We start from the raw sequence: 24,573 nt of genomic DNA on the forward strand, positions 1-24,573 counted from the left end.
GGATGATCGATCGTCCGCCGAGAACGACCCCCCGGTCCCTGGTGCAGAAGTCGCCCGATCATAGCAGGGAGGGTCTCCGAGGGGCACTTCTCTGAGAGAACTGTTCACCTCGCCGGAAAGCGATAGGGGCTCATTCGACAGGCGATATCCGCTCACTTCTCCGGAGGGCGGAGAGCGATATCCGCTCGATTCGAGGATGGCCGGGAACGTCGCTCGGCACCCCGATAGCGGACCGGCCGATTCCCGTCGATCACCTGCACCGCACGGGCCGCGCGCGTAGCGTCGGACCACCGGCGCAGAGGCCGGTCGACCCAGGAGGAGCGCCATGAGCGACAACGAGCAGAACAGCCCCGTGATGGACGGAGCCGAGGACGCCAGCAACGACGAGAAGCTCGGCGGCCTGATCGACCAGGTCGAGCACGACCACGGAGCCGAGGGCGCCGGCGCGATGGCCGACGCGCTCCGCGACCGCGCCGACGAGACCGACACCGAGATCACCGAGGAGTCGGACGCGTCCGGCCCGGTCGAGGACAGCGGCACCGCCCAGGTCTGAGCGACGGGGCCCGGAGGACGACTCCGGGCCCCGATCTCGGATCGCCGGGGTGAGCGAGAATCCCGGAAGCGCCGGTGGGCCCTCCGGATCGCTCGTCAGAGCGGCCCGGCGAGCGCCGCCCGATGTGCACCGGAGCGGCCCGGCGAGCGCCGCCCCACCCCCAAAGCCCTGTTTGACGGTGCGGGAGCCGCCGGTCACCATGGCCGCATGTCCTCTCTCGACGAGCTGCGCGCCACCGCGCATCCGATCCGCCTCCGCCTGCTGTCCCTGGTGACGGGAGCGGCGATGAGCGCCGCGGAGGCCGCCCGCGAGCTGCAGCTGTCACAGGCGACGGCGAGCTACCACTTCCGCGTGCTGGAGCGCGCCGGGCTCGTGGCCGTCGTCGAGACCGTGCGCCTGCGGGGCGGCGAGGCGAAGCGGTACCGGCACGAGGCCTCCGGAAGGCCCTTCGACGTGACCGCGTCAGTGGACGCCGGGCCGGAGGAGGAGCGGGACCTGCACCTCGAGGCCCTGATCGAGGAGCTCCGGCGGCGCTCGTCGAGCCGGGCGGACGGTCCTCAGCTCTCGACGGACGCGGAGCTCTGGGTCGACCCCGAGGTCTGGCGGCGGGTGGTGCGGCACGTCGGGGAGGCGTCCGCGCTGCTGCACGCGGCGGCCCGGCCGCCGAGGACGCCCGGTACCGCGCCGGTGTCGATGACGACCGCGATGTTCCCGCTCCGCCGGCCGTGACCCGCGACGGGCGCGGGCCGCTGGCGCACGGTCCTCTTGCGCACGGCCCCTTCCGCTGGCTCCTCGCCGCCCGCACGACCGGCGTCCTCGGCAACGCCGTCGCTCCGATCGCCCTGGCCTTCGCCGTGCTGGACCTGACGGGCTCGCCGACGGACCTCGGACTCGTCGTCGCCGCGCGCTCCCTCGCCAACGTCGCCGTCCTGCTGCTCGGCGGCGTCCTCGCCGACCGGCTCCCCCGCTCCGTGATCCTCGTCGGCACCTCGCTCGCGGCGGCGGCCACTCAGGCCGCGGTCGCCGTGACGGTGATCACGGGGACGGCGACCGTCGCGGCCCTGGTCGTGCTCAGCGTGCTCAACGGCGCCGTCGCGGCGATGAGCCTGCCCGCCGCGGCCGCCCTCGTCCCCGAGACGGTGCCGGTCGGCGAGCTCCGCCCGGCCAACGCCCTGCTCCGCCTGGGCCTGAACGCCGGGAGCATCGTCGGCGCCTCGGCCGGGGCCGCGCTCGTCGCACTGGTGGGTCCCGGGTGGGGGCTGGCGGTCGACGCCGCAGGCTTCGCCCTGGCCGCGGTCCTCTACTCCCGTGTGCGGCTGCCGCGGACGGTCCGCTCGGGCCCGGGCGCCTCCGTCCTCGCCGACCTCCGCGAGGGGTGGCGGGAGTTCACGAGCCGGCGCTGGGTGTGGATCGTCGTGGCGCAGTTCACAGCCGTCAACGCCGCGTTCGTCGGCGCGACCACGGTCCTCGGCCCGGTCGTCGCCGACCGGTCCTTCGGCCGAGCGGCGTGGGGCCTCGTGATCGCCGCACAGACCGTCGGTCTGGTGATCGGGGCCGTGATCGCGCTGCGCTGGCGGCCCCGGGCGCTGGGGGCGGGCGTCGCTCTCATGGCGGTGACGGCTGTCCCGGTCGCCGCCCTCGGGATCCTCCCGGCGCTCCCCGCCCTCCTCCTCGCCTTCGCCCTCGGCGGAGTCGCGCTCGAGATCTTCGCCATCGCCTGGGACCAGACGCTGCAGACCCACGTCCCCCGCGAGGCGCTCGCCCGGGTCTACTCCTACGACATGGTCGGCTCCTTCCTCGCCGTGCCGCTCGGGGAGGCGCTCGTGGGCCCGCTCGCCGACCTCGTCGGGCTCGACCGCACCCTGCTCGGCTGCGCCGCGGTCGTCCTCGTCGCCTCGCTCCTCGCGGCCTCCAGCAGGAGCGTCCGCGGGGTGGGCACGGTCCGTCCGCGGCCGGAGACGCTCTAGCGCGTCACCGGAGGCGCGGGTGCGCGGTCGACCGGTCGGAGGTGCCGGAGGATCGCGGCCGCGACCGCCCCGGGGGCCTCGCGCTGCACGAAGTGGCCGACGCCGTCGAGCTCGATCAGCTCCCGGCCTGCGGAGAAGTACCGGCCGTTCGCCCGTGCGAGGGCGGGCGTCTCGCAGCCGTCGGCCGTCCCGAGGAGGAAGGTCGTCGGCGCGTCGATGCGCGGCCAGGCGTCGAGGGCCTCCTGCGCGGCGCGGTACACGGCCCGGCCGGGCGCCTCCCCGGCGCCGTGCCGGTAGTAGTCGACGACCGTGTCGGCGAAGCCGCTGGTCGCCGTCGCCGCGAGGACCTCCTCCAGGGCCTCCGGCGGGAGGGAGCCCGGAGGCGACCACTCCCGCCAGGCCCAGCGGACGAGCTGCGCCGGGTCGCCCCGGAACGCCTCCGCTCCCGCGGCCGTGCAGAGCCAGTAGCGGTACCAGGCCGCGGCGGCGTCGTCGAGGACCTCGCCGCCGCTCAGCTCGCTCGACGGTCCGTACGCGGTGGCGAGGGTGACCAGTGCGCCGACCCGCTCGGGCGCGAGCGCCGCGACGGCGTGAGCGGTCCGCGCTCCCCAGTCGTGGCCGACGAGCACGACAGGCCCGAGGTCGAGCGCCTCGAGGAGATCGAGCAGGTCGGTGGCCAGCGCGGCCACCTGCCCGGACCGCGCCCCGGGGTCGACGACACGGGTCCGCCCGACCCCGCGCAGGAAGGGGCGCACCACCCGGAGCCCGGGGGGAAGCAGCTCCAGGACGCCGTCCCAGGTGGCGGGGACGTCGGGGAAGCCGTGCACGAGCACGAGCGGAGTGCCGTCCACCGGTCCCTCGTCGAGGTAGTGGACGTCGGTGAAGCGCGTGGACAGGACGCGCGCACCCGTCCCCTCCTGCTCCGGCCCGTCCGAACGGGAGTGCCGCGGCCCGCTCACGGGCGGTAGAGGGAGTCGACGGGGACCTCGCGGCTCGAGCCGTCCCGGGTGGTGATCGTGACCGTGCCGGCGGGCCCGGCGGCGAGACCGTCGGACGAGGGCCACCAGGCGGTCCAGGAGCCGCCCTCGAGGGTCGCGACGACCGGCTCGACGCCGGCCTCGTTCAGCACCACCGATTCCACGTCCGCGCCCGCGAAGCCGACCGCGTAGATCAGAGCGGCGTCCCCCTCTCCGAAGGTGCCGGCCGAGCTGAGCTGGACGGCGTCCGCGGCGAGGGGGCCGGCCGGTGCGGCGTCCGCCACCTCCCACATCCCCGCGCCGTTCCCGGCGCTGAGGCAGTAGTAGAGGGAGTCGTCGAAGCGGTAGATCATCGAGGCGGCGTCGCCGCGCGCGTCGAGGTGCGAGATTTCCGCCGGCCCGGCCTCGCCGTTGGGGCTCTGCAGGTTCGTCGCACACCACTGCGTCGCCGACTGCCCGAGCTCGGAGCTCGGCAGGATGCGCTCGGGGATCGCGGTCCAGGAGGCGAGCACCGCGCGGTTCAGCCCGACGGAGCCGGTGCCGGGGATGAGACCCGGGACCACGACGATCACCGCGGCTGCGGCTGCGGCGGCCAGGAGCACGGTCGCCGCGCCGGCGACGGCCCAGTCGCGGGGGCGGAAGAAACGGGGAGCGGCCGCGTCCTCGCTGACCAGGATCTCGCCGAGGAGCGCGTCCCGACGTGCGGCCTCGCCAGCGGTGAGGGGGGTGCGGGGCTCGGCGTCGTGGGCGCGGAGCAGGTCGAGGAGCTGGTCGGTCATGAGAGGGTCCGTTCTGCCGTGCCGGAGAGGAGCGTGGAGTCGAGGGGGGCGAGCAGCGCCGCCAGCCGCCGCTTCGCGCGGGTGAGCCGCATCGCGTAGGCGGCCCGGGAGCAGCCGAGCACCTGCGCCGCCTCGGCCTGCGGGAGGTCCTCCCACACGTGGAGGGCCAGAGCCTCCTGCTCGGCGAGGGGCAGCCGCTTCCACGCGCTCTCCAGGTCGAGGCGGTCGCCGACCGACGGGTCGGCCTGCTCCTCCGGAGCGAGGGTCCCGACCCGCACGGCCAGCGCCTGCCGGCGGTTCTCGCCGCGGGCGGCGTTGAGGATCACGTGCCGGGCCGTGCCGAACAGCCAGGGCCGCACGTTCTCCGGCAGGTCCTGCCTGCGACGCCAGGCGGCGAGGAAGGTCTCGCCGACGATGTCGTCGACCGTCGCGGCGGGAGCGCGGCGGCGGACGAAGCGGAGCAGGTCGTCGTAGTGGGCGCGGTACAGCTCGGAGAAGTCGTCTCGGGAGCGGATGCTCATGGTTCCCCTTTCGCGGAGTCACAGGTACATGTCCGGCTGCGGCGGCGATGAAACATCCGTGTCGGCGGGAGTCCCGATGGGGCGGTGGCCGCGGCGTCCTGCGCGGCGCTCCGTGTCCGGGCAGGATCCACCGCGCGGGGCAGGTCCTGCAAGCGGCAGGCGGCGATCCGCGTCGACCGCACGCCGGAGAGGAGGGACCCTCGGCGGGTGGCGGGCTGTCGGAGGGAGCAGCGGACGCGCGGTCATCCCCGAGGCGCACCGGACGCGACTCCCGGACGACGCACCGGACTCCTCCGGCCCGGGACTCTGGCAGAACGCCGCCGAGCCTCTGCTCCCGGCGCCCGTCCCGCCCCAGGAGACCCTCGTGAACCGCGCCCTCGCCGCCGCCTCAGCCCTCGTCGTCGCCGCCGCCGACCAGCGCGCCGCTGACGCCCGATGACCGGCTCCGGGAAGCCGGCCGGCGATCAGGCTCCGCTCCGCCTCACGCTCGTGCACGTCGACTTCTGGTCGGCCGTCAAGCTCTCGTTCCTTCTCGGCCTCGCGCTCGCGGTGCTCGGCCTCGCCGCCGTCCTGGTCGCCCATCCGCTGCTCGTGCACCCGGAGCTCTTCACCCAGGCCGACACGCTCCTCGGGCAGGTCGTCGGCGATCAGGTCGACCTCGACGCGATCCTCTCGCTGCCGAACGTGCTGGGCTTCGCGCTCGTCGGAGCCGTGCTGAACACCGTCGTCGCCACCGCCCTGGGCGGGGTGGGGGCGCTGCTCTTCGGATCCGCCGCCGCCCTCGCGGGCGGGCTCCCGGTCGGCCTCGCCCGGCAGTGAGGGGCTCCGCTCCGACTAGGCCGCGAGCCCTCCCTCGGGAACAGGGGACGGACGGTCGTCACCGAGGATCGGCGCCTGCTCGGGCTCGGCGGCGACGACCATGTCGCGCCCGGACGCGGGGGTGAGGAGCTCGCGCAGCCAGAGGCGGTTCACGGCGTGCAGCCGGGGACGATCGAAGCGGTACTCCAGCACCGCGTTCGGCTGCACGAGGATCGCGTGCGAGCGCGACTCCGACTCCTGCAGCGTCCTCCAGGTCAAGCGGAACGGCTGTCCCTGCTCCATCCGCGCGCGCACCGCGATCCGCACGTGCGCGAGCGTCCGGTCCTCGAACTCGATCCGGCGCCGCCAGGCGCCGAAGATCAGCACTCCCACAGGGGCTCTCCTCATCGTGTCGGTCGAGCAGCCCGCAGAACGGCGGGGGCGGCGGGCGCGAGGCTCGCAGGGCCGGACCGCCATCGGACGGTCCGGTCGTGGGGACCGGAGTAGAGGTGGGTCCGAGGCTAGTCCCTTCCCGGAGGTGTGCGGACGGAGTGCGCTCCCGCGTCAGTCGGCGAAGATCGCGCCGACCGGCTCGCGCTTCTCGGCCTGGAAGCGGTCCTCGGCGCGGCCGAGAGCCCAGTAGGCCGAGAGCGAGAGCGCCCGGCGCTCCACGCCCCACTCGTCCTGCAGGAAAGCGCGCAGCTGCTTCATCGCGGTGCGCTCGCCGTGCGCGAAGACCTCGAGCACGCCCTCGGGCCTCCGCTCGGCCCGGACGGCCGCGACCAGCGCCCGGCCGGCCTCGAGACCGCCGCGGTGCAGCCAGCGCACCTCCACTCCGGCCGGAGCGGGAAGATCGAGCTCGTCGGCGGCCGAGTCCACCTCGATCAGGACCAGGCCGCGCGCGTGCGCGGACATCCCCTCGAGGGCGGAGGCGATCGCCGGCAGAGCGGAGTCGTCGCCGAGCAGCAGGTGCACGGCCTCGGGGTCGGCGCTCGGCGACCAGGCGCCGCCGGGCGCGGAGAGCGCGATCCGGTCACCGGGAGCCGCGGCGAGCGCCCACGGTCCCGCCACCCCTTCGTCGCCGTGCACGACGAAGTCGACGGCGATCGAGCGCCGCTCGAGGTCGACCGAGCGGACGGTGTAGGTGCGGCGCACGGGCAGCTGCTCGGGGGCGACGCTCGCCCGGAGCGCGTCGAGGTCGAAGGGCGGCTGGAGGTCGGAGCCGCGCGGCGGGAGCAGGAGCTTCACGTAGCGGTCGGTCGCGGCGAGGCGCTCGGGGTCGGACTCGGCGAGGAACGCGTCGAGCCCGTCGCCGCCGAGGTGCACGCGGACCAGGTGGCCGGTGAGGCGCTCGGTCCGCAGCACGGTGAGCACGTGCTGGCTGCGGGCACGGCGCGGGCGGTCGGGGGACGGGGCGGCGTCGGTCATCCGTCCAGCATGCCCGGTCGTGCTCGGTGCGGGCCGAGTGCAGGCCGCTCGCGGGCGGGCGGGCGTCGAGGGGTCACGAACGGTCGCTTCCGACGGGCGGAGGGGACCGTTCTCGACGCATCGGAGCAGGCCGGAGGCACGGCCGGGACATCCCGGCGCCGAGCGCGAGGCGGCGGCGCGGGCGCGCGTGCGGACGAACGGGCGCCGAGGGGTCACGAACGGTCGCTTCGGGAGGGAGAAAGGAGCCGTTCGTGACGCATCGGAGCAGGCCGAGGCGGGACCGGGACGTCGCGGCGGGGATCCGCGCGAGGCGGCGGCGCGGGCGGGCGCTGATCCGTCGCTCACGGCCCGCGGAGGAGCGCAGGACGGGCCGTCCGCGACGGATCGGAGCGGGCCGGGCGCGCCTGGGCGCCGCATGCGGAGCGAGCGCGGGCCTGCCGGAGGGCGCCGGGCGTCGATCCGTCACGAACGGCCCGTGCGGGGGGACGGAACGGGCCGTCAGCGACGGATCGGAGCGGGCGGCCGGAGGCCCCGGCCGACGGAGCGGAGCGGACAGCAGCGCCCGTCGGCGGGGCGGGCGGCGCCGCGGCCGACGGCCCGGCGGGCGGGCGGTGGCGCGAGGTGCGCTCGCGCGGGGCGCGGCGGCGGGGGCGCGCCTACTCTCGCGGGATGACTGCGACGGCTCCGCGACTCCGGCACGACCGACTGGTCGCCCCCGATGTGCTGCGCGGAGTGGCGGTGGCGGCCATGCTCGTCGCGCACGCGATGCCGCTCGTGCCGAGCGCGCGCACGGGGGTCGTCGGGTTCCTGGCGTGGAACGTCAACGATCTCGCGTCGCCGCTGTTCGCGCTGGTGATGGGGATGTCGGCGGCCCTGGTGCTCGCGCGGCCCGGTGCCTCGCCAGGGCGGGTGCTGCTGCGGAACGCGATCCGCGGCGCGGTGCTCGTGGCACTCGGGGTCTGGCTCGAGACCTGGGGCAGCTGGATCGCGATCGTGCTGCAGTACCTCGGCGTCGTGCTCGTGCTCGGCACGCCGCTGCTGCTCCTCCGCTCCCGGACGATCGCCGCGCTGGCCGCCGTGCTCGCGCTCGCCGCCGGGCCCGTGAACGCCGCGGTCGCCGCCGCCGCATCCGGCTCTCCGCTCGCCCTCTGGCTCTTCACCGGGCCGAGCTACCGCGCGACCAACCTGCTCCCCTTCTTCCTCCTCGGAGCCCTGCTGCTGCGGCACGGCGCGCAGCGCGACCGGCTGCTGCCGGTGCTCGCGGCGGTCGCGGTCGTCGCGTACCCGGTGCGGCCACTGGTCGCGCTCCTGCTCGGCGTGGAGTCGCCCTCCGGCAGCCTCCCGGACACCCTGCACGACCTCGGGCTCGTGCTCCTGGCCTACGTCGCGGTGGTGCTGCTGACCACGTCGCGCTCCACCGCGGTCCGACGGCTGCTGGTGCCGCTCCGGGCGATCGGCACGCTCGCGCTCTCGGTCTACGTGCTGCAGGTGGCTCTCGTCGCGGCGCTCGCGCGGGCGGGCCTCGGCTACTCCGCCGACACTCCGCTCGCCGCTCTCGCCCTCGTGCTCGGGCTGTGCGCGGCCGCCGTGCTGTGGTGGCGGCTCCTCGGTGCGGGCCCCGTCGAGCGGCTGACGGCGCGGCTCACCGGGCTCGTGCCGCGCTGAGCCCCCGGCCGCCCGGGGCCGGCGGCGAGGACCTGAGCCCGCTGCGGCAGGCGGCGAGCTCGCCCGAGCTCACAAGGTCCGCGGCGACCCCGGCTGATCCCTCAGAGCCCGGCAGCCCGCACACGAGCGCAGGCCGCCGGGCGTCCCCTCCCTCAGCGCGCGAGCGCCGACGCCTCCTTCGCGAGGGCCGGGCCGTGCGCCGCGAGCACCAGGTCGCGCACGGCGGTGGCCGGGAGCGACGCGGCTCCGGCCGGCAGCAGGTCCGCGTCCGAGGCCAGCACGAGCGGGGTGTCGGCCGATGAGGACGGCAGCCTCCCGTGCGTGCCGCGCACGAGCGACGCGTCCAGGGGCACCAGGTTCATCGCGTAGCGCAGCCCCAGCGCCTTCTTGGCGAGGTTGCCCGCCGCCTTCGCCTTCACCAGCGGGTCGGCCGGATCGAAGAAGAGCTCGGCCGGGTCGTAGCCGGGCTTGCGGTGGATGTCGACGCCGCGGGCGAAGTCGGGCGCGCGGTCGTCGTCGAGCCAGTAGTAGTAGGTGAACCACGCCCCCGGCCGGGCGACCACGACGAACTCCCCCGAGCGCTCGTGGTCGAGGCCGTAGCGGGCCTGCGCCTCCCGGTCGAGCACCTCGTCGACGCCGTCGAGCCCCTCGAGGATCGAGCGCACCCGCGGCAGGTCCGCCGCGTCCTGCACGTAGACGTGCGCGACCTGGTGGTCGGCGACGGCGAACGCGCGCGACGTCCACGGGTCCAGCTGCTCGCGGCCGTCCTGCACGTAGACCTCGAGCAGGCCCTCGCGGCGGAGCGCCCGGTTCACGTCGACCGGAGTGTCGGCGTCGGCGATCCCGTACTCGGCGACCACGATCACCGACGCGCCCAGCGCCTCCGCGTCGTCGAGCAGCGGAGCGAGCACCACGTCGAGCTCCGACGCGGCCCGGCGCGCCTCGGGCGAGTCCGGTCCGAAGCGCTGGAGGTCGTAGTCGAGGTGCGGCAGGTACGCCGTGGTCAGCTCGGGCGGTCCGGAGCCGTCTCCGGCCAGCACGTGCCGGGTCGCGTCGACCATCCACTGGGTCGAGCGGAGCGACGCGGTCGGCCCCCAGTACTGGAACAGCGGGAAGGCGCCGAAGCGCGAGACCAGCTCGTCGTGCAGCGCCGGCGGGCGCACGTACGCGTCCGGCGACTTGCGGCCGTCGGCGTGGTAGATCGGGCGCGGAGTGACGGTGACGTCGGTCGTCGCCCCCATCGCGTACCACCAGCCGATGTTGGCCGCGCGGTACGGCTCCCCGCTCAGCCGGCGCGCGGTCTCCCAGACCTTCTCCCCCGTGACCAGGCGGTTGTGCTGGCGCCACAGGTGCACCTCGCCGAGGTCGCGGAAGTACCAGCCGTTGCCGACGATCCCGTGCTGCGCGGGCATCGAGCCGGTGAGCATGGTCGACTGCACGCTGCAGGTGACCGCAGGCAGGACCGTGTCCAGCGGCAGGCGCCCGCCCCCGCGGGCCAGCCGCGAGAGGCGGGGCATGTCGGCGAGCGCCGTCGAGGTCAACCCGACCACGTCGAGCAGCAGCACGGGCCTCACAGTGCCGCCGCCTGCGGGAGGAGGGGCGCCAGCAGCGCCTCTCGGGAGGCGGGCGTGAGCAGGTGCGCGGCCGCCCAGGCGAGCTCGGCGCCGATGCCCGTCGAGAGGTCGCTCGGGGCGTCGGCGAGCACCGACCAGGTGTAGGTCTCGACGTCGAGGTGGATCTCGTCGTACGGCCAGGCGGCGTCGACCGCCGAGACCGCCTCCGCCAGGACGGCCGTGGTCGCCGAGAGCGGCGCCTCCGGCCGGTGGTGCAGCGGCACGTGGAAGTGCACGCGCCACGGGCCGGTGCCGGGGAGCGTGTCCAGCGCCTCGGGCAGGTCGTCGACGCGGAGCACTCCGTCGATCCCGTTCTCGCGGGTCTGGTGCAGGTAGCGCTTCTCGACGAACGGGGTGAGCGCGGCGCGGCCCGAGGGGTCCTCCAGGTGGAGCGCGGCGGAGGCCTGCACCTTGACCACGCGCAGGCCCGCGTCGCGGATGCGGCGGACGGCCGAGACCGGGTCGGCGAAGGAGACGGCGAGGTGGCAGGTGTCGAGGCACACGCCCACGTACGCCGGGTCGACCACTCCGATCCGCGGGTGCAGCCAGTCGACGACGTCGTCCACGGTGTCGAGGATGCAGCCGGGCTCGGGCTCGATCGCCAGGCGGATCGCGTGGCCGGTGGAGCGGCGCAGGTCGCGCAGCTCCTCGACGAGCCGGGCGAGGTTGCGGCAGGCGGCCTCGTCCTGCTCCCGCCCCCAGCCCTCGCGCCAGCCCAGAGGCAGCGTCGAGATGCTGCCGTCGGCGCCGGCGGGCAGCAGGTCGGCCAGGATGCGCGCGCAGTCGATCGTGTACTGCAGGCGCTCCGGCGTGGTCCAGTCGGGGCGGTAGACGTCGAGCTTCACGACCTCGGCGTGGAACGCGGCGTACGGGAAGGCGTTGAGCGTGCGCACCTCCAGGCCGTTGCGCTGCAGGGCCGCGCGGAGGACGGCGCGGTCCTCGGCGCTGGCGACCAGGCGGGCCGCGAGGTCGCGCGGGATCCACAGGCCGACTCCGACCAGGGCGAGCCCGGCGGCCACGCGCGCGGGTCCGGCGTAGACGTCGAGCTGGCGGACGACTCCGGCCAGGTCCTCGGCGGGATGGACGTTGGTGCAGTAGGAGAGGTGCATCACACGACCTCCGCCACGCGCGGGGCGCCCCGGAGCACGGAGTTGCCCTCGAAGGTGCGGCCGGCCGACTCCTGCACGTCGAAGCCCGCGACGGGCGAGAGGTCCAGGCGTCCGCTCTGCCCGTAGAACTCGACCGGGTTCTGCCAGAGCAGCCGGTCGACGTCGCCCGCGCTGAAGCCGGCGACGAGGAGGAGGCGGCCGGTCTTCGCGGTCGTGAGCGGGTCGGAGCGGCCCCAGTCGGCGGCGGAGTTGACCAGCACGCGGTCCAGCCCGATCCGCTCGACCAGCGTCACCAGGCGGGTCTCGTCCATCTTCGTGTCGGGGTAGATGGAGAAGCCCATCCAGCAGCCGGAGTCGCGGACCGCGTCGACGGTGACCTCGTTGAGGTGGTCGACGAGGACCCGCCCAGGCTCGAGCCCCGAGTCGGCGACGACCTCGAGGGTGCGGCGGGTGCCCGACTCCTTGTCGCGGTGCGGGGTGTGCACCATCGCGGGGAGGCCGTGCTCGCCGGCGAGCTCGAGCTGCTGGCGGAAGACCTGGTCCTCCTCGGGGGTGAGCGAGTCGTAGCCGGTCTCGCCGACCGCGACGACGCCGTCCTTGGCGAGGTAGCGGTCGAGCTCGGGCAGGACGGCCCGGCAGCGCGGGTCGTTCGCCTCCTTCGGGTTGAGCCCGATGGTGCAGTGGTGGCGGATGCCGAACTGCGCGGCGCGGAAGCGCTCCCAGCCGATCAGGGCGTCGAAGTAGTCCGTGAACGAGCCGACGTTCGTGCGCGGCTGTCCGAGCCAGAAGGAGGGTTCGACGACCGCGCGGACGCCGGCGTCGAACATCGCCTGGTAGTCGTCGGTGGTGCGGGAGGTCATGTGGATGTGCGGGTCGAAGATGCGCATCGTCGCGCCTTTCTCATCGGTGGTGGTGCCCCGCGGTCGGGGCGGCGTTCGGGGGCGGTCAGCTCGGCAGGAGCACCGCCAGATCGTCCGGGAGCGGGCGCCCGGCCGCGCGGCGCTCGTCCGCGAAGCGGCCGGCCATCGCGCGCAGCTCGGCGTCGCTGCGCTCCTCCAGCCCGGCGACCGCCGCGAGCGGGACGCCGAGGAAGACGAGCTTGAGCACCCCGTGCCGCCAGGCGTGCGCATCGAGGTGGCGGCGGGCGAAGGAGCCCATCGCCGCGGCGACGAGCCGGGTGTCGTTGGCGCGCAGGGCGTCGGCGGTCAGCTCGAGGCCGGCGAGGGTCGTCGCCGGTCCCGGGTCGCCGAGGGCGTTCAGCCCGGCCAGCACTCCGCGGCGCTCGGCGCCGTCCCCGCCGCGGTAGAGGCGGAGGAGGAGAGCGGCCAGGTCGTCGTCGCCGAGCGCCTGCGCCGCGGCCTGCACCAGGGCGGCGCGGGCCGCGTCGTCGTGCGTGCCGTGGACGAGGCCGTGCGGGTCCTCGGCGGGCCGGAGCGGCTCGCGTCCGGCCTCGCGGCCGGCGGCGGGGAAGAAGCGCTCGATCCGCGCCGGGCGCTCGAGGACGGCGGAGCGGGCGGCCGCGGTCCACGGGTGCTCGACGTGCGAGGAGGCGCCGCCGAGCGCCTCCTCCATCGCCGCGAGGCTCGCCACGGCCAGGCGGGGCGCGTCGTGCGAGTGCCGGGGCAGCTCGACGGCGGCGATCCCGCGGTAGCCGATCTCGGCGAGGGTCGCGAAGGCGGCCGCGAGGTCGAGCGATCCGGTGCCGAGCTCGAGGTGCTCGTGCCGCTCCGGGAGCATGTCGTCGACCTGCACGTTCAGAAGCAGGTCCCCGGCGCTGCGGAGGGCTCCGACCACGCCGTCCGGCTCCACCACGACGCAGTGGCCGAGGTCGACCGTCAGACCGACCGACTCCGGGTCGCCGAGCTCGCGGCGCAGCAGCAGCGCGTCGGCGACCGTCTCCACCAGCATCCCCGGCTCGGGCTCGACGGCCAGCCGCACGCCGTGGCGCTCGGCCGTCGCGACGACGCCGCGCATCCGCTCGACGAGCAGCCGCCAGGCCGCGGCCGCATCGGCGCCCGCCGGCACGACCCCCGACCAGAGGGAGACGGCGTCGGCGCCCAGCAGCGCGGCGATCTCGATCGCGCGCTCGAGGAAGCGGACCCGGGGACCGGCCTCCTCGTCGACCAGCGTGGGGCGGTGCTTCGCGAACGGGTCGAGCAGGTACCGCGCGCCCGTCTCGACGACCACGCGCAGGCCCAGCTCGTCGAGCCGCGACCGGAGCGCCAGCGTCCGCTCGCGCCAGTCGGCCGCGAAGGGATCGAGGTGCGGGTGCCCGAGGGTGAGCGCGACGGCGCGGTACCCCGCGGCGTGGATCACCGTGAGCGCGTCGTCGAGGGTGTGGTCGGCGAAGCCGTTGGTGCCGTAGCCGAGGACGGGTCCGGTGGCGCTCATGTGATGTCCGCCGTCCGCGGGCGGCGGAGCAGGAGGGAGCCGAGCGCGTCGAGCGCGAGCAGCGCCGCCCCCAGCTCGGGACGCTTCAGACCGGCGAGCGCGGCCTGCAGCGGGATCATCCCGGTGATGCCCGCGCGGGTCGCCGTCCGCGCGGCCGCGGCCGTCGGCGTCCGCACGGCCTGCAGCTGCGCGGTGAGCACGAGCAGGAGCCAGCGCCCGAGGCCCGCGGCGACGACCGCGGCGGGGGCGGCCCGGCGCTCGGCCAGAGCGCCGGCCGCGGTGGACAGCGCGATCGCCGCGGTGCCGGCCGAGACCGCTCCCGCCGCGACCGGGGTGGTGCCGTGCACCTCGCCGCGCGAGAGCACGGTGACGCCGAGCGTGTGCGCGGCCACAGCGGCGGAGGCGGGGGCCGCCGCGCGCACGCCGTCGACGCCCGCGCCGAGCAGCACGTCGAGACCGCGGCAGGCCGCCATCACGACCGGGCCCAGCGGAGTCGGCTTCGCGAGCAGGTCGTACGACCAGATCCCGGCCGCGAGCGGCAGCGAGAGCGCGAGCGAGCGCCGCCCGTCCACGACGGCCGCCACGGCGATCCCCGCCGCGGTCAGCGCCGCCGCCGTGCCCAGCGCCGCCGAGCGCCGGATGCGCCCCGAGGGGATCGGCCGCTCGGGCCGCTCCCGGGCGTCGAGCTCGGCGTCCGCGTAGTCGTTGAGCGCCATGCCCGCCGAGTAGAGCAGCGCCGAGGACAGCGGGAGCGCGACCGTGCGCGCTCCCACTCCGCGGCCCGCCCACGCTCCGCCCGCGACGGTGTCGCCGATCACGGTCAGCGCGGCCTTCGCGCGGACCAGCTCGAGGTAGTCGCGCAGCTCAGCCATCGCTCCGCGTCCCGCTCGTCACCGGGGTGCGGCGCTCGGCGACGAGGGCGCCGGTGCGGGCGGACCAGGCCACCAGCTCCGCCGTCTGCTCGGCGAAGCCGTGCACGTCGCTGCCCCACGGGTCCTTGAAGAAGAAGCCGAGCTCGCCGACCGGGCCCGAGACGCCGGCCTCGTCCGCGAGCGCCAGCAGGCGGGCGAGGTCGAGGATCAGCGGCGCCGCGAGGGCCGAGTCGTACGCCGACCAGATCGTCTGCACCGTGATCCGCGAGCCGAGGAAGCCCTCGGCGTGCACGTGGTCCCAGGCGGTCTTGACGTCGCCGAGGTCCGGGACGTTGTCGATGTGGAGCGGAGTGACGACGTCGTCGCCGAGGAGGCTGCGCAGTCCGCGGTTCTTCGAGACGAGCTTCGAGCGCACCGCCTCCGGGTCGGCGAGGGTCTGCCCGTCGCCGCCGCCGAGGAGGTTCGCCCCCGCCCACGAGAGCACGCGCATCCCGCGCGCCGTGAACATCGGCGCGAGCACGCTGCGGAGCAGGGTCTCCCCCGTCTTGCCGTCCTGGCCGGCGATCGGGATCCCGGCCTCGGCGGCCCACTCCTCCAGGGCCGGCAGAGCCAGCGCGGTCGAGGGAGTGAAGCAGGCGTAGGCCGCGCCCGCGACGACGGCCGAGAGGGCGGCGATCGAGCTCGGCGGCAGGAGGCGCTCGCCCGGACGCGCCAGGGCGGCGCGCAGAGCGGCGAGGTCGTGGAACTCGGGACGGTCGGCCGGCAGTACCTCGGTCGAGGCGACGTCGATCACGACGACCCGGGCGAGGCCGTGGCGCTCGCGGAAGGCGACGATGTCGGCGGCCCGGCGGTCGATCTCCTCCTGCTGCGACGCGGCGTCGGCGGGGGCGAGGCGGATCTCGGCGTCGGTCGCGTCGATCCGGTCGGCCACCTCGGCGACGACCGAGGTCGGGAACATGCCGCCGGCCGCGAGGCCCGTGGCCTTCTCGAGCAGCGGGGTCGGCGACACGTCGTGGCCGCCGATGACGATGTCGGCGAAACCGGCGAGCGGGACGTCCTCGAAGGCGGGGGTCGCGGTGGCGCAGCCCGAGCTGGGCGCGGCTCCGGCGGCGATGGCGTGCAGGCCCACGGCGGCCGTGGTGGCGACGCTGCCCCGGGCCCCGATCAGCCAGAGGCCGATGCGCCCGCTCGATCGGGGGGCGCCTGTGGTGGTGGTGTCGGACGAGGTCATCGTTCTCTCCTGTCTGGAAGGGCTGGCTGAGCGGCGATCGTCGGGGCGCACCCGGGCGATCGGAGTGGGGAGGGGCCGCGGACGGGCGCGCGACGCGCCTCCGCCTGGCCGTGTTGCGCACGACCCGCACGGGGGGCCCGCCGAGATTGCGCGACCGTGCGACGCCTGGTTTCCTCAGGTGTGCTGTCCCCCGAACCCGTCCTCCGGGCCGAGAGAAGGAGCTGAGCGTGGCCGAGCGCGCGGGTACCGCGACCGGCGACATGCTGAGGCTGTTCGCCGACGGTCGACCGCGCACCCGAGCCGAGCTGGTCGAGGAGACGGGCCTCGCGCGGACCGCGGTCATGACGCGCCTGGAGCAGTTCTTCGAGCTCGGCCTGATCGCGCACCTCGACCGCGCTCCGTCGACCGGCGGCCGCCCGTCCGCGCGCCTCGTCTTCGACCCGGCCGTCCGCTCGCTCCTGGCCATCGACCTGGGCGCGGCGCACTCGACCATCGCGCTGACCGACTTCGACGGCCGCATCATCGCCGAGCGCCGCGAGGAGCTCGACATCGCGCAGGGCCCCGTCGCGGTGCTCGGGCACGCGCTCGACGTCTGCGACGGGATCCTCGCCGCGGCCGGCGTCGACCGCTCCGCCCTCGCGGGCATCGGGGTCGGCGTGCCCGGCCCGGTGGAGCACGCGAGCGGCCGCCCGGTGCGCCCGCCGATCATGCCCGGCTGGGACGGCTTCGACATCCCCGCCTTCGTGCGCCGGCGCTACGACACCACGGTGCTCGTCGACAACGACGTGAACCTGCTGGCGCTCGGTGAGCGGGCCTCGCGCTTCCCGCACGCCCTCGACCTGATGTTCGTGAAGGTCGGCACCGGCATCGGCGCGGGCATCGTCTCCTCCGGGCTGCTCCAGCGCGGAGCCCTCGGCTCCGCGGGTGATCTCGGCCACGTCCAGGTGCCGCGCACGGCCCCGGCCGCGGCGGGCGGTCAGGAGGGGGACCTCGAGGCGGTCGCGGGCGGCTCCGCTCTGGCCGCCGGGCTCGCCCGGGCGGGCCGCGACGTGCAGTCGGTGCGCGAGCTGATCGACCTGCTGAAGGCGCGCGATCCCGAGGCCGTGGAGGCGGCGCGGATCGCGGGACTCCAGCTCGGCGAGGTGCTGGCCACCTGCGTGAGCCTGCTGAACCCCTCCGTCATCGTGCTGGGCGGCGCGGTCGCCCTCGCCAGCCCGGAGATCCTGACGGCCGTGCGCTCGGTGATCGACGAGCGCTCCCTCCCCCTCGCGACGCAGCGGCTCGACGTGGTGACCGCCGAGCTGGGCGGCAGCGGGGGCGTGCGCGGTGCCGCGCTGATGCTGCGCGGGCACCTGCTCAGCCCCGCCGTGGTGGACGGCTTCCTCGAGCAGCTGCGCGCCGAGGGGCGGGCGGTCCGCTAGAGCGGCGGCCGCGCGGCCGGAGGCGGCGGGCCGCGCCGGCGCGATCCCCCGTGGACCGCGTCGGCCGCACCCGGTCAGGAGCGGACCTCCGCGCGGTCGGCGTCCTCCGGCTGGGCGCCGAGAGCGGCGGCGACGGCGGCGTCGATGCGCGCCTGCTCCCCCGCGGCCCGGCGGCGGCGGCGGACGACGGTCAGCACGATGAGCCCGATGAGCAGGGCGAGGAGGAGCACGGCGCTCCACGGCACGGCCGCGGCCGAGGTCTCGGCGGTGGCGACCGGCACGTCGGGGACGACGACGGCGGAGTCGGCCTGCGCGGCCTGGTCGGCGGTGACGACGGTGCCCGAGAGCGCGGCGCGGGCGGTCGCGACGAAGAGCGGCCAGACTCCGGCGACGGTCACGGTGCGCGAGACGGAGGTTCCGGGGAGGAGCTCGGGCAGCGGCTCCGGGTCGGTCGCGGACACCGGCGCGAGGCCGAAGAGGCCGGCGACGCTGATCTCGGCGCCCGGCGCGATGCGGGTGTTGCCCGCGTTGGTCACGGTGTAGTCGACGGTCGCGGAGCCGGGGGCGAAGGGGTTCCAGCCGCCCTGGTACGAGACGGCGAGGCCGTCGATCGACAGGCGCGGGGCGAGCTCGCCGCCGACGCGGAGGTACATGCGCGAGCCCAGGCGCCGGTCGACCGAGACTCCGGTCTCGCCCTGCACCAGGATCGAGGAGACGACGCCCGCGGCGTAGTCGCCCGGGGTCACGTCCTCGGGGACGACGACCTCGAACGGGACCTGCACGCTCTCGCCGGCGGGAACGGTGACCTCGGGCTCGGGGAACGCGATCCAGCTGCCGAGCTGCGTCGAGGGCTCCGCAGCGGGGAGCAGGTCGAGCTGGCCGGCCTCGGTGATGAAGCCGTCGGAGCCGTAGACGCGGAACGTCTGCTCCTCGTCGTCGTAGTTGGAGACGATCAGGGCGTCGCTGAGGCGTCCGCCGGGATCGAGGGCGTACGCGTAGTTCGGCCGCTCGCTGCCCTGCTCGGTGTCGGCGGGGCGCACCCCCCAGGTGACCGGCGTGGAGGCGGGGTCCGCCTCCTGGGCACCCGCCTGAGCCGAGAGGCCGCCGGCTGCGAGGAGCGTCATCAGCAGCAGGGCGGCGGTGGTGCGGGAGGTGCGTGGCATGAGCGGCATCGATCAGGCTTCCGTTGCAAGGGGGGATGCCTCCCCGCGGGACGCCGCTCCGGTACACGGCACGCCGAGCGGGGCGTACCGGAGTGGCGTCCCGCGGGGAGACGGGGGGAGGGTGGGGCGGCCCGGAGGCCGCCCCACCGGTGCTAGCCGAGCGCGGTGAGCGTCAGCGTCGCGGTGTAGGTGCCGGTTCCGACCGAGAGCGGGAGCTTCAGGTCGAGGTCGGCGCCCAGGACCGAGGATCCGGTCGGGTGCTGCGCCGCGGCGGAGCCGAGGACGCGGGGCGTGGCGAGGCCGTTGCCCGAGTCGAACCCGGAGGGGACGGCTGCGCCGGCGACGGCACCGCCGGTGTTCTCCAGGACCTCGGGGGTCCAGCCGAGGTGCTTGCCCGAGAACGTCTTCTCGCCGGAGCGGAAGTCGCTCAGCTGGCCGGTGACCGACCAGGCCGGGCCGTTGAGGCGGGTGTCGGTCACGCGGACCGGCACGAGCTCACCGGAGGCGGCGAAGTGGTCGCCCTGCTCCTCGGCGACGCCGAGGTTCACCAGGTTGCTGGTGCCCTCGAGCGTCCAGGTCAGCTCGCCCTTGTTGGCCTCGGGGACGATGACGGCCACGGCCTGGTCGCCGGCCGCCGCAGCGCCCGCCGCCGTTCCCGTGAAGGTGCCGTCGACTCCGGCGGCGGTGTTGCCCGCGCCGAAGTTGACCGCCGGCGCGTTGTCGGCGAGCGCAATGCGCCCGCCGACCGTCGAGCCCGCGAGCTGGACGTTGCCGGAGTTGCCCGAGAGCGTGAGGTTCCCGCCCACCGTGTTGCCGAGGGCCGAGGCCGAGCCGTCCTCGTTCGCGCCCAGGAGGACGCCGCGCGAGGAGCCGGTGACGGCGAGCGAGCCGCCGACGATGGCGCCCTGCACGTTCACGCCGAAGTCGCTGCCGGCGAAGGTGGCGTCGCCGCCGACGCTGGTGCGGTCGACGTCGACGTAGTTCGCCGCGTCGGTGCTGACCGAGCCGTCGACCGAGAGGTCGCTGAACTCGACGTCGATCCCGCCGGCCTCGACCATGCCGCCGACCGTGAGGTCGCGCAGGTAGAGGAAGCCGTTGCGGCTGCCGTCCGAGAACGAGACGACGTCTCCGCCGACGCTGGTGCCGTCGATCGAGATGCCGTACGCGTCGGTGCCGATGACGTCGCCGCCGATGGTCGCCGAGGTGGCGTCCAGCCAGGCGTCGTCGCCGACGATGACGTTGCCGGTGACGGTCACGTTGCCGAGCACGCAGGTCTGGCCCGCGCCGACGTTGAGGTCTCCGGTGATCGTCTGGTTCCCGAGCTCGGTGGTGCAGTCCGTCGTCGCCGCGAAGGCGGACGGTGCGGCGACCATCGCGAGGGAGGCGGCCGCGAGGACCGCCGTGGGCGTCTTCCACTTCATGGGGGTTCTCCTCGGTGCGCTCGTGCGCGTCGTGCTGGTGGTGGTGCTGTCGGTGCGGCGCGCGCGGCGCGGGGTGCGCTCAGCCACGGAGCGCAGCGATCGCGGAGTAGCTGCGGGAAGCGGCCTCGAGGGAGTTCCCCGTGCTCGGCGGCGTCGCCAGCGTGGGAGCGGTGTCCTGCTCCCAGACGCCGAAGCGCTGGCCGCGGTCGCGCAGCTCCGAGAGGAACGCCTGGTAGGGCAGGTTGCCCGCGCCGAACTCGACGATGTCGTAGCCGTTGGTGTTGGCGTTGTTCGTCTTGCCGTCCTTGAGGTGCAGGATCGGGTAGCGGCGCGGGTTGCGCTTGATGTAGTCGAGCGGCTCGAAGCCCGGGTAGAGCTTCTTGCCGACGTACGCCCAGTAGACGTCCATCTCGAGGTACACGTGACGCGGGTCGGTGTTGTCGTAGAAGAGGTCGTACAGGCGGGTCTTGGGGTCGTCCGTGGCGAACCCGAACTCACCGGCGTGGTTGTGCTGGTAGAGCTTCATGCCCGCGGCCGAGACCTGCTGGCCCCACTTGTTCCACTCCTCCGCCGCGGCGAGGTAGCCCGCCTTGGTGTTGACGTTGGTTGGCGCGTTGCCGGTGCCGAGGTGCGGCGTGCCGAGGACCTGCGCGATCTCGATCTGCTTGCCCAGCTCCGAGCGGAGGAGGTTGGTGCCGACGTGCGAGCCGACGGCGCGGAGGCCGTTGTCGTCGAGCAGCTGGCGGATCTGCTGCGGGGTGATCGCCCCGACGTTGCCCTGGGTGTACCCGGCGAACTCGATCTCGCTGTAGCCGATGCGGCCGAGCTCCTCGAAGACGGCCCGGAAGCCGAGCGACGAGACCTTGTCGCGGACGCTGTAGAGCTGGATGCCGATGCGGTTGATCGGGACCAGGCGCGTGGATCCGGACGAGGGCGCGGGGGCGGCCGTGGCGGGCGCCGCGAGGGCTCCCGCTCCGACGCCGACCGCGACGGTCGATGCGGCCAGGGCCGTCATCAGCGAGCGCCGGCTCATCGGCTTGGCCGTGATGGATGCGTGGTGGTGGTGCATCATTTCTCCTTCGAAATGGCAGATGGTGCAGGGGGTGGGGGGCCGGCCGGCCCGGTCGAGCCGGCCGACCCCTGCGCGGGGGCTACTGCTGGACGGTGAGGTTCAGCAGCGCCGACGCGGCGTTGGTGTCCGCCGTGGCGGTGTGGGTGACGGTCAGCTTGTAGCTGCCCGCCGCGAGCTTCGGGAGCGTCACCACGACGTGCCCGTTCTCGTCGAGGGTCCCGGTGAGCATCGCGACGGTGGAGAGGTTCCTCTTCACCATCACGCTCACCTGACCGGTGCCGGCGACACCCGTCGAGGACTTCGCGTCGACCGTGACCTGCGCGCTGGCGCCCGGCTTGACCGGGTTGGGCGAGACGGTCGCGGTGAGCTCCGAGGCGGCCTTCGAGACGATCAGGCGGGCGGTGCCCTCCGAGGCCTTGAAGGTGGCGTCCGAGCCGTACGCCGCACGGAGGGTGTGGGTGCCGGCGCCGAGGGTCTTCGGCAGGGCGAAGGTCGCCTTGCCGTCCTTCAGCGTCGCGCGGCCCAGCTCGGTGGCGCCCTCGTAGAGGACGACCTCTCCGCCGGGGTTCCCACCCTGACCGGTGACCGTGACGGTCGCCTCGCCGGGTGCCCCGAAGGTCACGCGGGGAGCCGAGAGCGCCACGGTGGTGGTCGACGCGGCGGTCGGGGCGTTCGCCGCGGCCAGGTCGATCGTGAACTTCACCGTGCCGACCGCCGAGACGTTGCCGCCGGTGTCGGTGGCGCGGTACTGGATCGTCCGGGCGCCGTTCGTGGTGAACGGGACCGTGTACGCGCCGTTGACGGCGCGGACCGTGGTCCACGTCGTGCCGTTGTCGGCGGAGTACTGGACGGTGGAGAGCGCTCCGTTGTCCGTGGCGGTGAGGCCGAGGGTCACGGGCTTGTTGTAGACGCCGCCGACGCCCGCAGGCGCTGCCGGGTCGAGGGTCGCCGCGACGGTCGGAGCCGTCTTGTCACCGGCGCCGGCACCCTGGAAGGTGAGGGAGTCGAGCGACAGGCCGCTGGGCGAGGTCACGTAGAGCGAGCCGGTGCCGCGGGGGACGTTGGTGCCGAAGGGGACGAGGACGTCCTTCCAGCCGGCTCCCGCGGGGATGGTCGCCGTTCCGAAGGGCGCTGCGTCGGCAGCGTTCCAGCGGAGGTCGACGGTGCCCTCACCGGTGGCGCGGACCACGACGCCGGTCAGGTTGGCGAAGTTCACCGGGTCCCAGCGCAGGAAGGATCCCGCACCGAGTCCGCTGACGGCGTTGCCGCCGCTGGCGGTGGTGTCCGCGTAGGGCAGGACGCCCTCACGGGCGGCGTGCTCCGCCTCCTGCGTCTTCGGGTTCAGCCGCAGCGTCGCCTCGGCCGCAGCCGGGGGCAGGCCGTTGAAGCCGCCGTCCGTGTAGGTCACGACGACGGTGCCGTACAGCAGCGCGCCGGGGCCGTGCTCGGGCGAGTCCTTGGACGTCGGGAACGCTCCCTTGGCACCGGTGCCGGTGACCTCGGGGTGGGCGTGCTCGTCGTGGCCGAGGCCGTAGGTCCAGCCCACGCGGCTGCTGACGATCTGGTCGCCGTCCTCAGCGTCCTTGCCGGTCACCTGGTAGGGGATCGCGTCGCCCCAGTTGAAGAACGAGCCGTTGCCGGGCGTCTGGATCTGGATCTGCGGCGCCTGGTTGCCGACCGAGATGACCCGCGAGGTCAGGCTGAACTTGCCCTTGGCGTCGGTGACGCGCAGACGGGCCGTGAACTGTCCGAGCTCGGTGTAGGTCTTCTTGACGGTCACTCCGGTGGCGTCGAAGGTGCCGTCGCCGTCGAAGTCCCAGTCGTAGGTGAGCGCGTCGCCCTCGGGGTCGGTCGATCCCTTGGCGTCGAACGTGACCTCGAGCGGGGTCTGCGAGGCGGACAGGGGGGTCGCGGTGAAGCGGGCCTGCGGCGCCTTGTTGCCCTCGGCGTAGTCGATCCGGTACAGGCCCGCGTCGGGGTTGGCGCGGAAGAATCCGTCGCCGTACTCGATCACGTACATCGACCCGTCGGGGCCGAACTCCATGTCCATCGGGTTGTCGTGGATCGGCTGCGCGGCCTGGCTGAGCGCCGCGTTGGGGAGGAAGTCCTCGATGTGCGTGACCGCGCGGTCCTCATCGAGCGTGAACGCCGCGATGTAGTCCTGCGAGAACTCGCCGAAGAAGGTCTTCTTGTCCCAGTACTCCGGGAACTTCGACGTCGAGGTGTTGTCCGCGTCGAAGTGGTACACCGGTCCGCCCATGGGGCCCTGGCCGGTGCTGGTCCCGAAGTTGACGAGCTCGTCGAACGGCTGGTCGCCGGGGTTGTCGCCGTAGTAGACGGTCGCCGCCTTGGCGTCCGGGATGTCGACGAGGCCGGTGTTCCAGCGCGAGTTGTTCTTCAGGTTCTCCGGGTCGAAGAAGCCGCGGGGCGTCGACGTCTCGAAGTTCCACTCGTTGTACGGCGCGTTCGGTCCGTGGACGTAGGGCCAGCCGGAGTTGTGCGGCTCGTCCAGTCCGGTCGCGTTCCACTCGACGAGGCCCATCGGGCCGCGGACGCCGTCGGCCGCAGCGGCCTTCGTGGCGTCGGGGCCGTAGTCACCCCAGGAGAGGGTGTTCGTCTCGGCGTCGACGTCGATCTTGAACGGGTTGCGGACGCCCATCACGAAGATCTCGGGGCGGGTCTTCTCGGTTCCCACCGGGAAGAGGTTGCCGTCGGGGATCGTGTACGAGCCGTCCTCCTGCACGGTGATCCGGAGGATCTTGCCGCGGAGGTCGTTCGTGTTGCCGGCGCCGCGACGCGAGTCGAAGCCCGGGTTCATGCGGGGCGCGTCGTTGTTCGGCGCGAAGCCCGCGGCACCCGGAGCGCTCGCCGGCGTGTTGTCGCCGGTGGAGAGGTACAGGTTGCCGTCGGCGTCCCAGTCGAAGTCGGCACCCACGTGGCAGCACTGCCCGCGCTGGGTCTCGATGTCGATGATCTTCTGCTCGCTCGCGAGGTCGAGGCCCGAGCCGGTCCACTTGAACCGGGAGAGGCGGTTGATGCCCTTCCACTGGTCCCAGTAGCTGTCGGTCGCGCCCTCGGGCAGCATGTTCGGAGCCGCGCCGGTCGGGGTGTTCCCGGGGGGCGCGTAGACGAGGTAGACCCACTTGTTCTCGGCGAAGTCGGGGTCGATGCCGACGGACTGCAGTCCGTCCTCCGAGTTCTGGTACACGGGGATCGTGTTGACGACACGGGTGGTGCCGGTCTTGGGGTCGGTGTGGCGGATCTCGCCGTTCCGAGCGGTGTGGAGGACCGACTTGTCCGGGAGGACGGCCAGGTCGAGGGGCTCGCCGACGTTCTTCGTCAGCAGGACCTTCTCGTAGTTGCTCCAGTCGAGAGCGGATGCTCCGCCCTCGGAACCGTGGTCCACTCCGTCGTGGGCCGAGGCGGGCAGGCCGAGGGCGGTGAGTCCGGAGACCGTCACCATCCCGGCGATGCCGAGTGCGAGAAGACGCCTGATGCTTCTTCTCGAGGATCGCTTACCATTCATGCGTGATGTGATTCCTTCAATGAGGTGTTCATCGCAGAGGCCGGGTCCGTCGCTGTCCGCACGACT

General features: G+C 74.4%; 21 protein-coding genes. 6 read left to right on the forward strand and 15 right to left on the reverse strand.

What is annotated here, in order from left to right; genetic code table 11:
• Positions 1 to 325 precede the first annotated feature (325 nt).
• The 3 genes from GSU40_RS14495 to GSU40_RS14505 all read left to right on the forward strand — a co-directional run bounded on the left by GSU40_RS14495 (position 326) and on the right by GSU40_RS14505 (position 2,520).
• A complete protein-coding gene (locus tag GSU40_RS14495; protein WP_104222474.1) occupies positions 326 to 553 on the forward strand; it encodes a hypothetical protein in 228 nt (75 codons plus the stop codon).
• Between the two features lie 207 nt (positions 554 to 760).
• The gene (locus GSU40_RS14500; protein ID WP_104222473.1) at positions 761 to 1,282 is read left to right on the forward strand and encodes a helix-turn-helix domain-containing protein; all 522 of its coding nucleotides are present in this window, start codon (positions 761 to 763) and stop codon (positions 1,280 to 1,282) included.
• The gene (locus GSU40_RS14505) at positions 1,279 to 2,520 is read left to right on the forward strand and encodes an MFS transporter (RefSeq protein ID WP_244229500.1); all 1,242 of its coding nucleotides are present in this window, start codon (positions 1,279 to 1,281) and stop codon (positions 2,518 to 2,520) included. The genes GSU40_RS14500 and GSU40_RS14505 overlap by 4 nt, the downstream gene beginning before the upstream one ends.
• On the opposite strand, the gene GSU40_RS14510 is transcribed toward GSU40_RS14505, so the two are convergent.
• From GSU40_RS14510 to GSU40_RS14520, 3 genes are read right to left on the reverse strand one after another with little or no spacing between them, the layout of a single operon-like run.
• Positions 2,517 to 3,479: an alpha/beta hydrolase gene (locus GSU40_RS14510; RefSeq protein WP_160035478.1), complete on the reverse strand. Its 963-nt coding sequence runs from the start codon at positions 3,477 to 3,479 to the stop codon at positions 2,517 to 2,519. The two genes, GSU40_RS14505 and GSU40_RS14510, sit on opposite strands and share 4 nt — an antisense overlap.
• A complete protein-coding gene (locus GSU40_RS14515; RefSeq protein WP_160035480.1) occupies positions 3,476 to 4,276 on the reverse strand; it encodes a hypothetical protein in 801 nt (266 codons plus the stop codon). Before GSU40_RS14515 ends, GSU40_RS14510 begins: the two co-directional genes overlap by 4 nt.
• Entirely contained in the window at positions 4,273 to 4,797 is a 525-nt protein-coding gene (locus GSU40_RS14520) for an RNA polymerase sigma factor (protein WP_160035482.1), read from the reverse strand. Before GSU40_RS14520 ends, GSU40_RS14515 begins: the two co-directional genes overlap by 4 nt.
• 435 nt (positions 4,798 to 5,232) lie before the next feature.
• Here GSU40_RS14520 and GSU40_RS14525 point away from each other — a divergent pair, with 435 nt between their 5' ends.
• Positions 5,233 to 5,616: a DUF3566 domain-containing protein gene (locus GSU40_RS14525; RefSeq protein ID WP_160035484.1), complete on the forward strand. Its 384-nt coding sequence runs from the start codon at positions 5,233 to 5,235 to the stop codon at positions 5,614 to 5,616.
• Positions 5,617 to 5,631: 15 nt separating this feature from the next.
• Here the strand turns inward: GSU40_RS14525 and GSU40_RS14530 are convergent, their stop codons facing one another.
• Together GSU40_RS14530 and GSU40_RS14535 are read right to left on the reverse strand one after the other, a co-directional pair.
• Positions 5,632 to 5,988 (reverse strand): hypothetical protein, encoded by a 357-nt coding sequence (locus GSU40_RS14530; protein ID WP_160035486.1) that lies wholly within the window; start codon positions 5,986 to 5,988, stop codon positions 5,632 to 5,634.
• Positions 5,989 to 6,159: 171 nt separating this feature from the next.
• Positions 6,160 to 7,023, reverse strand: a complete 864-nt coding sequence (locus tag GSU40_RS14535; RefSeq protein ID WP_160035488.1) for a siderophore-interacting protein — start codon at positions 7,021 to 7,023, stop codon at positions 6,160 to 6,162.
• 669 nt (positions 7,024 to 7,692) lie between these two features.
• Between GSU40_RS14535 and GSU40_RS14540 the strand changes: the two genes are divergently transcribed.
• Positions 7,693 to 8,688, forward strand: coding sequence for an acyltransferase family protein (locus tag GSU40_RS14540; RefSeq protein ID WP_160035490.1), 996 nt, complete (start codon positions 7,693 to 7,695; stop codon positions 8,686 to 8,688).
• Between the two features lie 152 nt (positions 8,689 to 8,840).
• Here GSU40_RS14540 and GSU40_RS14545 read toward each other — a convergent pair whose 3' ends face one another.
• Genes GSU40_RS14545 through GSU40_RS14570 form a run of 6 tightly spaced genes read right to left on the reverse strand, consistent with a single transcriptional unit; the run spans position 8,841 to position 15,904 of the window.
• Positions 8,841 to 10,253, reverse strand: coding sequence for a nucleotide pyrophosphatase/phosphodiesterase family protein (locus GSU40_RS14545; RefSeq protein WP_244229501.1), 1,413 nt, complete (start codon positions 10,251 to 10,253; stop codon positions 8,841 to 8,843).
• Between the two features lie 5 nt (positions 10,254 to 10,258).
• Positions 10,259 to 11,410, reverse strand: a complete 1,152-nt coding sequence (gene eboE, locus GSU40_RS14550) for a metabolite traffic protein EboE (RefSeq protein ID WP_104222467.1) — start codon at positions 11,408 to 11,410, stop codon at positions 10,259 to 10,261.
• A complete protein-coding gene (locus GSU40_RS14555; protein ID WP_104222466.1) occupies positions 11,410 to 12,297 on the reverse strand; it encodes a TatD family hydrolase in 888 nt (295 codons plus the stop codon). The genes eboE and GSU40_RS14555 overlap by 1 nt, the downstream gene beginning before the upstream one ends.
• 58 nt (positions 12,298 to 12,355) lie before the next feature.
• Entirely contained in the window at positions 12,356 to 13,801 is a 1,446-nt protein-coding gene (locus tag GSU40_RS17110; protein WP_160035492.1) for an EboA domain-containing protein, read from the reverse strand.
• Complete coding sequence (locus GSU40_RS14565; RefSeq protein ID WP_208543324.1) at positions 13,798 to 14,673, reverse strand: SCO3242 family prenyltransferase; 876 nt, start codon at positions 14,671 to 14,673, stop codon at positions 13,798 to 13,800. Before GSU40_RS14565 ends, GSU40_RS17110 begins: the two co-directional genes overlap by 4 nt.
• The gene (locus GSU40_RS14570) at positions 14,666 to 15,904 is read right to left on the reverse strand and encodes an inositol-3-phosphate synthase (RefSeq protein ID WP_104222464.1); all 1,239 of its coding nucleotides are present in this window, start codon (positions 15,902 to 15,904) and stop codon (positions 14,666 to 14,668) included. The genes GSU40_RS14565 and GSU40_RS14570 overlap by 8 nt, the downstream gene beginning before the upstream one ends.
• A 227-nt stretch (positions 15,905 to 16,131) precedes the next feature.
• Here GSU40_RS14570 and GSU40_RS14575 point away from each other — a divergent pair, with 227 nt between their 5' ends.
• Positions 16,132 to 17,325, forward strand: coding sequence for an ROK family protein (locus GSU40_RS14575; RefSeq protein ID WP_244229502.1), 1,194 nt, complete (start codon positions 16,132 to 16,134; stop codon positions 17,323 to 17,325).
• 74 nt (positions 17,326 to 17,399) lie between these two features.
• Here the strand turns inward: GSU40_RS14575 and GSU40_RS14580 are convergent, their stop codons facing one another.
• The 4 genes from GSU40_RS14580 to GSU40_RS14595 form a co-directional block, all read right to left on the reverse strand.
• Positions 17,400 to 18,488, reverse strand: a complete 1,089-nt coding sequence (locus tag GSU40_RS14580) for a hypothetical protein (protein ID WP_146081490.1) — start codon at positions 18,486 to 18,488, stop codon at positions 17,400 to 17,402.
• 152 nt (positions 18,489 to 18,640) lie between these two features.
• Positions 18,641 to 19,909 (reverse strand): hypothetical protein, encoded by a 1,269-nt coding sequence (locus tag GSU40_RS14585; RefSeq protein ID WP_104226600.1) that lies wholly within the window; start codon positions 19,907 to 19,909, stop codon positions 18,641 to 18,643.
• Positions 19,910 to 19,988: 79 nt separating this feature from the next.
• Positions 19,989 to 20,978 (reverse strand): sugar phosphate isomerase/epimerase, encoded by a 990-nt coding sequence (locus tag GSU40_RS14590; RefSeq protein WP_244229503.1) that lies wholly within the window; start codon positions 20,976 to 20,978, stop codon positions 19,989 to 19,991.
• 82 nt (positions 20,979 to 21,060) lie between these two features.
• Positions 21,061 to 24,507 carry a PQQ-dependent sugar dehydrogenase gene (locus GSU40_RS14595; RefSeq protein WP_160035494.1) on the reverse strand — a complete coding sequence of 1,149 codons (3,447 nt, stop codon included), beginning with the start codon at positions 24,505 to 24,507 and terminating at the stop codon, positions 21,061 to 21,063.
• Between the last annotated feature and the right edge of the window lie 66 nt (positions 24,508 to 24,573).

This window comes from Rathayibacter sp. VKM Ac-2805 (genome assembly GCF_009834265.1).
GTDB lineage: Bacteria > Actinomycetota > Actinomycetes > Actinomycetales > Microbacteriaceae > Rathayibacter.

Excerpts from the sequence above, each read along its gene's own strand:
- GSU40_RS14495 (WP_104222474.1), top strand. The coding sequence starts at position 326 with ATGAGCGACAACGAGCAGAACAGCCCCGTGATGGACGGAGCCGAGGAC.
- GSU40_RS14500 (WP_104222473.1), top strand. The coding sequence starts at position 761 with ATGTCCTCTCTCGACGAGCTGCGCGCCACCGCGCATCCGATCCGCCTC.
- GSU40_RS14515 (WP_160035480.1), bottom strand. The coding sequence starts at position 4,276 with ATGACCGACCAGCTCCTCGACCTGCTCCGCGCCCACGACGCCGAGCCC.
- GSU40_RS14520 (WP_160035482.1), bottom strand. The coding sequence starts at position 4,797 with ATGAGCATCCGCTCCCGAGACGACTTCTCCGAGCTGTACCGCGCCCAC.
- GSU40_RS14525 (WP_160035484.1), top strand. The coding sequence starts at position 5,233 with ATGACCGGCTCCGGGAAGCCGGCCGGCGATCAGGCTCCGCTCCGCCTC.
- GSU40_RS14535 (WP_160035488.1), bottom strand. The coding sequence starts at position 7,023 with ATGACCGACGCCGCCCCGTCCCCCGACCGCCCGCGCCGTGCCCGCAGC.
- GSU40_RS14540 (WP_160035490.1), top strand. The coding sequence starts at position 7,693 with ATGACTGCGACGGCTCCGCGACTCCGGCACGACCGACTGGTCGCCCCC.
- eboE (WP_104222467.1), bottom strand. The coding sequence starts at position 11,410 with ATGCACCTCTCCTACTGCACCAACGTCCATCCCGCCGAGGACCTGGCC.
- GSU40_RS14555 (WP_104222466.1), bottom strand. The coding sequence starts at position 12,297 with ATGCGCATCTTCGACCCGCACATCCACATGACCTCCCGCACCACCGAC.
- GSU40_RS17110 (WP_160035492.1), bottom strand. The coding sequence starts at position 13,801 with ATGAGCGCCACCGGACCCGTCCTCGGCTACGGCACCAACGGCTTCGCC.
- GSU40_RS14565 (WP_208543324.1), bottom strand. The coding sequence starts at position 14,673 with ATGGCTGAGCTGCGCGACTACCTCGAGCTGGTCCGCGCGAAGGCCGCG.
- GSU40_RS14570 (WP_104222464.1), bottom strand. The coding sequence starts at position 15,904 with ATGACCTCGTCCGACACCACCACCACAGGCGCCCCCCGATCGAGCGGG.
- GSU40_RS14580 (WP_146081490.1), bottom strand. The coding sequence starts at position 18,488 with ATGCCACGCACCTCCCGCACCACCGCCGCCCTGCTGCTGATGACGCTC.
- GSU40_RS14585 (WP_104226600.1), bottom strand. The coding sequence starts at position 19,909 with ATGAAGTGGAAGACGCCCACGGCGGTCCTCGCGGCCGCCTCCCTCGCG.
- GSU40_RS14590 (WP_244229503.1), bottom strand. The coding sequence starts at position 20,978 with ATGCACCACCACCACGCATCCATCACGGCCAAGCCGATGAGCCGGCGC.
- GSU40_RS14595 (WP_160035494.1), bottom strand. The coding sequence starts at position 24,507 with ATGAATGGTAAGCGATCCTCGAGAAGAAGCATCAGGCGTCTTCTCGCA.